Origin of the sequence: Mycobacterium sp. E1747 (genome assembly GCF_001667775.1) — a bacterium.
GTDB lineage: Bacteria > Actinomycetota > Actinomycetes > Mycobacteriales > Mycobacteriaceae > Mycobacterium.
The window spans coordinates 1-6,238 of the sequence record NZ_LZJI01000214.1 but is presented as its reverse complement, the minus strand read 5'-3'; the positions used below and the strand labels follow the sequence as shown (position 1 = coordinate 6,238).

At 65.5% G+C, this 6,238-nt stretch carries 8 protein-coding genes; 6 read left to right on the top strand and 2 right to left on the bottom strand.

Annotated elements, in window-relative coordinates; all coding sequences use genetic code 11:
• The 6 genes from A5695_RS23070 to A5695_RS23045 form a co-directional block, all read left to right on the top strand.
• On the top strand, window positions 1-948 hold a 948-nt coding region (locus A5695_RS23070), incomplete at its 5' end, for a cytochrome P450 (protein WP_068087807.1).
• Window positions 949-954: 6 nt separating this feature from the next.
• The gene (locus tag A5695_RS23065) at window positions 955-1,164 is read left to right on the top strand and encodes a ferredoxin (RefSeq protein WP_231974950.1); all 210 of its coding nucleotides are present in this window, start codon (window positions 955-957) and stop codon (window positions 1,162-1,164) included.
• Between the two features lie 3 nt (window positions 1,165-1,167).
• Window positions 1,168-1,716: a hypothetical protein gene (locus A5695_RS23060; protein WP_068087802.1), complete on the top strand. Its 549-nt coding sequence runs from the start codon at window positions 1,168-1,170 to the stop codon at window positions 1,714-1,716.
• 147 nt (window positions 1,717-1,863) lie between these two features.
• Window positions 1,864-2,991: an NDMA-dependent alcohol dehydrogenase gene (locus A5695_RS23055; protein WP_068087818.1), complete on the top strand. Its 1,128-nt coding sequence runs from the start codon at window positions 1,864-1,866 to the stop codon at window positions 2,989-2,991.
• A 306-nt stretch (window positions 2,992-3,297) separates the two neighbouring features.
• Window positions 3,298-3,717: a ketosteroid isomerase family protein gene (locus A5695_RS23050; protein ID WP_068087799.1), complete on the top strand. Its 420-nt coding sequence runs from the start codon at window positions 3,298-3,300 to the stop codon at window positions 3,715-3,717.
• A gap of 152 nt (window positions 3,718-3,869) precedes the next feature.
• The gene (locus A5695_RS23045) at window positions 3,870-4,274 is read left to right on the top strand and encodes an HIT family protein (RefSeq protein WP_068087796.1); all 405 of its coding nucleotides are present in this window, start codon (window positions 3,870-3,872) and stop codon (window positions 4,272-4,274) included.
• Here the strand turns inward: A5695_RS23045 and A5695_RS23040 are convergent.
• Both A5695_RS23040 and phoP read right to left on the bottom strand, forming a co-directional pair.
• Window positions 4,262-5,704, bottom strand: coding sequence for a cell wall metabolism sensor histidine kinase WalK (locus A5695_RS23040; protein WP_068087790.1), 1,443 nt, complete (start codon window positions 5,702-5,704; stop codon window positions 4,262-4,264). The genes A5695_RS23045 and A5695_RS23040 overlap by 13 nt on opposite strands.
• A 41-nt stretch (window positions 5,705-5,745) precedes the next feature.
• Window positions 5,746-6,238 (bottom strand): two-component system response regulator PhoP (gene phoP / locus A5695_RS23035; RefSeq protein WP_068087787.1); only part of this gene is annotated, 493 nt, incomplete at its 5' end.

The window sequence follows — 6,238 nt, the reverse complement described above, 5'->3', positions numbered from 1 at the left end:
CTGCTCGACTTCTTCGCCGAGCTGACCATCTACACCTCGACAGCCTGCCTGATCGGGCTGAAATTCCGTGAACAGCTCGATCACCGGTTCGCGGACTACTACCACATGCTGGAGCGGGGCACCGACCCGCTCTGCTACGTCGACCCCTACCTGCCGATCGAAAGTTTCAAGCTCCGTGACGAGGCGCGGGTGAAACTCGTTGCGTTGGTGCAGGAGATCATGGACCAGCGGCTGGCCAATCCACCGAAGGACAAGTCCGACCGCGACATGCTCGACGTGCTGGTCTCGATCAAGGACGAGGAGGGCAAACCGCGCTTCTCGGCCGACGAGGTGACCGGGATGTTCATCTCGCTGATGTTCGCTGGCCACCACACCAGTTCCGGGACCTCGGCGTGGACGCTGATCGAGCTGATCCGCCACCCCGATGTTTACGCAGAGGTGCTCGCCGAGCTCGAGGAGCTCTACGCCGACGGTCAGGCCGTGAGTTTCCATGCGCTGCGGTCGATCCCGAAGTTGGACAACGTGGTCAAGGAGACCCTGCGGCTGCATCCGCCGCTGATCATCCTGATGCGGGTCGCCAAGGGAGAGTTCGAGGTCGAGGGCTTCGGAATTCACACCGGCGACTACGTCGCGGCGTCCCCGGCGATCTCGAACCGGATTCCCGAGGACTTTCCCGATCCCGACGCCTTCAAGCCCGATCGCTACAACAAGCCCGAGCAGGCCGACATCGTCAACCGGTGGACCTGGATTCCGTTCGGCGCCGGACGCCACCGCTGCGTCGGGGCCGCCTTCGCCCAAATGCAGATCAAGGCCATCTTCTCGGTCCTCTTGCGTGAGTACGAGTTCGAGATGGCCCAGCCGGCCGACAGCTATCACAACGACCACTCCAAGATGGTCGTGCAGCTCGCCCGGCCGGCGAGGGTCCGGTACCGCAAGCGGAAAGCCTGACGCATCATGGGTTTTCGAATCGAGGCCGATCTGGACCTGTGTCAGGGCCACGCTATGTGCGAACTGGAGGCGCCCGACTACTTCCGGGTGCCCAAGCGGGGCAAGGTCGAGATCCTCGACCCCGAGCCGCCCGAAGACGCCCGCGATGAAGTCGAGCGCGCGGTCGCCATGTGCCCAACGCAAGCACTGTTCATCAAAGAAGATGAGGGAGACTGACTTATGAAATCCCAAGCGTCACGCGAGGAACTCGAGGCATGGGTCGACCGCTGGCTACAGGCCAACAAGGACTGTGAGAAGGCCGGCGACTGGCGACCGTTGGCCGACTTCTACACCAGGGACGCCACCTACGGCTGGAACATCGGCCCCAAGGAAGACGTGATGTGCGTCGGCGTCGACGAGATCCGCGACATCGCCCTCGGCCTGGAGATGGAGGGGCTGGAGAACTGGGTGTACGAGTACCAGAAGGTGCTCATCGACGAGAAGCAGGGCGAGATCGTCGGCTTCTGGAAGCAGATCGTCAACAAGTCAGACGGCACCCAAGACGAGATCTACGGCATCGGTGGCAGCTGGTTTCGCCTGAATGCCGACAACCTCATCGAGTGGCAGCGTGACTTCTTCGACTTCGGTCACGTCGCGACGATGTTCGCGAAGCTGATCGAGTCCGGCGATCTGTCCACCGGCATGCAGAAGCGGATCGAGCGCAGCGTCGCCGGGGAGAAGCTGCCGGGCTACTACCCGCTGGGCGAGGCACCGGCGCCCCTGTGGTGATCGGCCGGAGGGGTCCCCGGTATTTACAGCCCGGTGACGCACGCCATAATGGTCTGACGAACAAGAACACGTTCTAAACATGTCGTCGGGGTCCTGACCGGCCGTATTGACAAACTTTCGGTCAGAGCTTGCTAATGGAGGTTGTTCATGAAGACAAAAGGCGCTCTGATCTGGGAGTTCAACCAGCCGTGGTCCATCGAGGAGATCGAGATCGGCGACCCGCAAGCGCATGAGGTCAAGATCCAGATGGAAGCGGCGGGCATGTGCCACTCCGACCACCACCTGGTCACCGGCGGTATCCCGATGGCGGGCTTCCCGGTCCTCGGCGGCCACGAGGGCGCCGGAATCGTCACCGAGGTCGGCCCCGGCGTGGAAGACATCGCCCCCGGTGACCACGTGGTGCTGTCCTTCATCCCGTCCTGCGGTTCCTGCCCCACGTGCCAGGCCGGCATGCGCAACCTGTGCGACCTGGGCGCCGGTCTGCTGGGCGGTGCCGCGGTCTCCGACGGCACGTTCCGCATCCAGGCGCGTGGCCAGAACGTCTTCCCCATGACGTTGCTGGGCACCTTCTCGCCGTACATGGTGGTGCACCGCAGCTCGGTGGTGAAGATCGACCCGTCGGTGCCGTTCGAGGTGGCCGCCCTGGTCGGCTGCGGCGTCACCACCGGCTACGGCTCGGCGGTCCGCACCGCCGACATCCGGCCGGGCCAGGACGTCGCGATCGTCGGCGTCGGCGGCGTCGGGATGGCGGCGCTGCAGGGCGCCGTCAACGCGGGTGCCCGCTACATCTTCGCGATCGACCCGGTCGAATGGAAGCGCGACCAGGCGCTGAAATTCGGTGCCACCCACGTGTATCCCGACATCAACGCCGCGCTGATGGGCATCATGGAGGTCACCTACGGCCTGATGGCCCACAAGGTCGTGGTCACCGTCGGTGAACTGCACGGCGCCGACATCGACAACTACCTGAACATCACCCAAAAGGGCGGCACCTGCGTGCTGACCGCCATCGGCAGCCTGCTGGACACGAACGTCAACCTGAACCTGGCGATGCTCACGCTGATGCAAAAGAACCTGCAGGGCACCATCTTCGGCGGCGGCAACCCGCAGTACGACATCCCGCAGCTGCTGTCGATGTACACCGCCGGCAAGCTGAACCTGGACGACATGGTCACCACCCAGTACCGCCTCGAGCAGATCAACGAGGGCTACCAGGACATGCTGGAGGGCAAGAACATTCGCGGCGTCATCCGGTACACGGACGCCGACCGGTAACTCCCCACCCGCTGAGTCCCGAGTGAGCGGGTTCGGTCACCTGATGGCGCCGGACCGAATCGGCGCCATGACGGTGCGCCCGCGTCGTCGTGTCTGCGATGGAGACTATGCAGGCACGCCCGACGGGCTGGCGTCGGAACGCACCCGCCCCAGGGGCGCCCCCGGCCTGATCACGGTGGGCGCCACCGGGATAGACCATCAACACCCCGAAACGCCGCCAACGACTGCACCGGGCTCGGACTGATCCGCAAGGCCGCCGAGGAAGGCGCGCGCCGCGTGCGCAATCTAACGACAGGAGAGATAACCATGACCCAAACCGCGCAATCCCCGGCGCTAACCGCGTCGCAGTCGTCGTGGCGCTGCGCGCAAGGCAAAGACCGGGATGGCTGGCTGGCGCTGATGACCGACGATGTCGTCATCGAGGATCCGATCGGCAAGTCCGTCACCAACCCCGACGGCACCGGTGTGCGCGGCAAGGCCGCCGTCGGCGAGTTCTTCGACAACAACATCGCCAAGAATCAGCTGACCATCACGTGCGAAGAGACCTTCCCATCGAGTTCACCCGACGAGGTCGCCCATATTCTGGTGCTGCAGAGCAAGTTTGAGGGCGGTGTCACCAGCAAGGTGCGCGGCGTGTTCACCTATAAGGTCAACGAGGCGGGGCTGATTACCAACATGCGCGGATACTGGAACCTCGACGTCATGGAGTTCGGCCAGGAGGACTGAGCCGTCGCTCGGACGCAGGGATATCGCCTTCTCCAACTTGATAGCGCCGGTGATATCAAATTCGGCGAACCCCTTATGGCCGCTCCGTCGTCCCATCGCGGGCGAAGGGGCGGCTACCCGGCGGGAAGTTCGACGCCCCTATGCTGGGGCCCATGGCGTCGATCTTCACCAAGATCATCAACCGTGAACTTCCCGGCCGTTTCGTCTACGAGGACGACGACGTCGTCGCGTTCTTGACGATCGAACCCATGACCCAGGGCCACACGCTGGTGGTGCCGCGTGCCGAAATCGATCAGTGGCAGGACGTCGACCGCGAGACCTTCGGCCGAATCATGGCCGTGAGTCAGCTCATCGGCAAGGCCGTGTGCAAGGCCTTCAAGACCGAGCGCGCGGGGGTCATCATCGCCGGGCTGGAGGTGCCCCACCTGCACGTCCACGTCTTTCCCACCCGTCGCCTGAGCGACTTTGGGTTCGCCAGCGTCGACCGCAACCCGTCAGCGGAGTCCCTGGACGAGGCTCAGGCCAAGATCAAGGCGGCGCTGGCTCAATTGGCGTGAACCGGTGCCGGGGCCGGCATCTCGCTGACGCGCGGGAGGGTAACGCGGAAACAGCAGCCCTCCCCGGGCGAGGTCGTCACCTTGACGTTGCCGCCGTGCGCGCGCACCAGTGAGTCGACGATCGACAGCCCCAAACCGGTGCCACCGCTGGCACGCGCGCGCGACGAGTCCGTGCGGTAGAACCGCTCGAACACCCGTGACGCATCCTGCTCGGTCATGCCGGGGCCCTTGTCGGCCACTTCCAGCACCGCGTCGGCGCCCTTGGTGCCCACCCGAACGGTGACGTCGGCGTTCTCCGGGGTGTGCTGTAAGGCGTTGGCGACCAAGTTGCTCAGCACCTGCCGGATCCGCGGTTCGTCGCCGAGCACCTCCGGGGTTCCCGGACCGTCGACCACCTCCATGGTGATGGTCCGTTTCGGATCCATGGCCTGCGCATCGTGGACCGCGTCGCTGGCCAGCGCGAGCAAGTCGACCCGGTTGTGCTCGAGCGGCCGCTGCACATCAAGCCGGGCCAACAGCAGCAGGTCCTCGACCAGCAGACCCATTCGGCTGGCTTCACTTTCGATCCGAGACAGCAGCATGGCGACGTCGCGCGCGGCGCCCTGGCGATACAGCTCGGCGAAGCCCCGGATCGTCGTCAGCGGGGTCCGCAGCTCGTGACTGGCGTCGGTGATGAACCGTCGCATCCGCTCCTCGGATCCGCGGGCCTTTTCCGCCGACGACTCCGACGACGCCAGCGCCTGCTGGATCTGGGCGAGCATCCCATTCAAGGCGAGCGACAGCCGACCCACCTCGGTGCGCGGATCGCGTTCGGGCACACGGCGATCCAGCTGACCGGCGGCGATCGCCGCGGCGGTTTGCTCGACCTCGGACAGCGGCCGCAGGCTGCGCTGCACCACAGCGAACCCGGCGATGCCGACCACGACCAGCACCGCGACCCCGATGCCGATCTGCAACCAGACCAGGGAGCTGACCGTGTGTTGGACGTCGGAGAGGTCGATCGCCACGGTCGTCAGGCCGTGCGGGCCACGCACGGACACCGCGCGCCACTGGATATCGGAGCCGTTGACCGACGGCAGCGTGGTAGGGGTGGGGCCCACGTCGTTGTTGGCCGGCAGCGCCGGTTCGGCGTTGCGGTCGTTGATTGCGGTGAACGGGGTGCCGTCGCTACCGATGCCGCGTACGTAGAACTTCGACGGCGGCCGGGCCGGGTCGGGGCCTTCATAGGGCGTCGGCGACTGTCGCCGCGGTGCCTGCGCCCAGCCCCGGGACGCGTCGAGCAGAGTTTGATCGATCCGCGTGACCAGGCTGTGCCGCAGGATCGACGTGACCGCGATGCCCGAGACCGCCAGGCCGCAGGCCACCAGCACCAGGGTGGCGGCGACCAGCCCTACCCTCAGCGGCAACCCACGTCGATGCTGTGTGGCCATCTGCGTGATTCCCTCGCTAGCGCTGGCGACCGAGCGTGGGCTCAGCGCGGTTCCCGCAGCACATAACCGACTCCGCGTAGCGTGTGCAGCAACCGCTTCTCCCCGGTGTCGATCTTGCGCCGCAAATACGACACGTAGGACTCGACGACATTGACGTCACCTCCGAAGTCGTAACGCCAGACGTGATCGAGGATCTTCGGCTTGCTCAAGACGGTCCCCGCGTTGATCACAAAGTAACGCAGCAGTGTGAATTCGGTCGGCGAGAGCGAGACCGGTTCGCCGGCCTTCCACACTTCGTGGGTCTCCTCGTCGAGCTCGATGTCGGCGAACGTCAAGCGGGCGCTGCGAGGCTCGGCGCCGCCCTTGCCGGCGCGCCGGAGGATGACTCGCAGCCGGGCGACCACCTCTTCGAGGCTGAACGGCTTGGTCACGTAGTCGTCGCCGCCGAGGGTGAGACCGGCGATCTTGTCCTGCAACGAGTCCCGGGCCGTGAGGAACAACGCCGGGGCGTCGATGCCGTCGGCGCGCAGGCGC

What these genes read in the sequence shown, in the direction of transcription:
- A5695_RS23065 (WP_231974950.1), top strand. Translation starts at nt 955, where the DNA reads ATGGGTTTTCGAATCGAGGCCGATCTGGACCTGTGTCAGGGCCACGCT.
- A5695_RS23060 (WP_068087802.1), top strand. Translation starts at nt 1,168, where the DNA reads ATGAAATCCCAAGCGTCACGCGAGGAACTCGAGGCATGGGTCGACCGC.
- A5695_RS23055 (WP_068087818.1), top strand. Translation starts at nt 1,864, where the DNA reads ATGAAGACAAAAGGCGCTCTGATCTGGGAGTTCAACCAGCCGTGGTCC.
- A5695_RS23050 (WP_068087799.1), top strand. Translation starts at nt 3,298, where the DNA reads ATGACCCAAACCGCGCAATCCCCGGCGCTAACCGCGTCGCAGTCGTCG.
- A5695_RS23045 (WP_068087796.1), top strand. Translation starts at nt 3,870, where the DNA reads ATGGCGTCGATCTTCACCAAGATCATCAACCGTGAACTTCCCGGCCGT.
- A5695_RS23040 (WP_068087790.1), bottom strand. Translation starts at nt 5,704, where the DNA reads ATGGCCACACAGCATCGACGTGGGTTGCCGCTGAGGGTAGGGCTGGTC.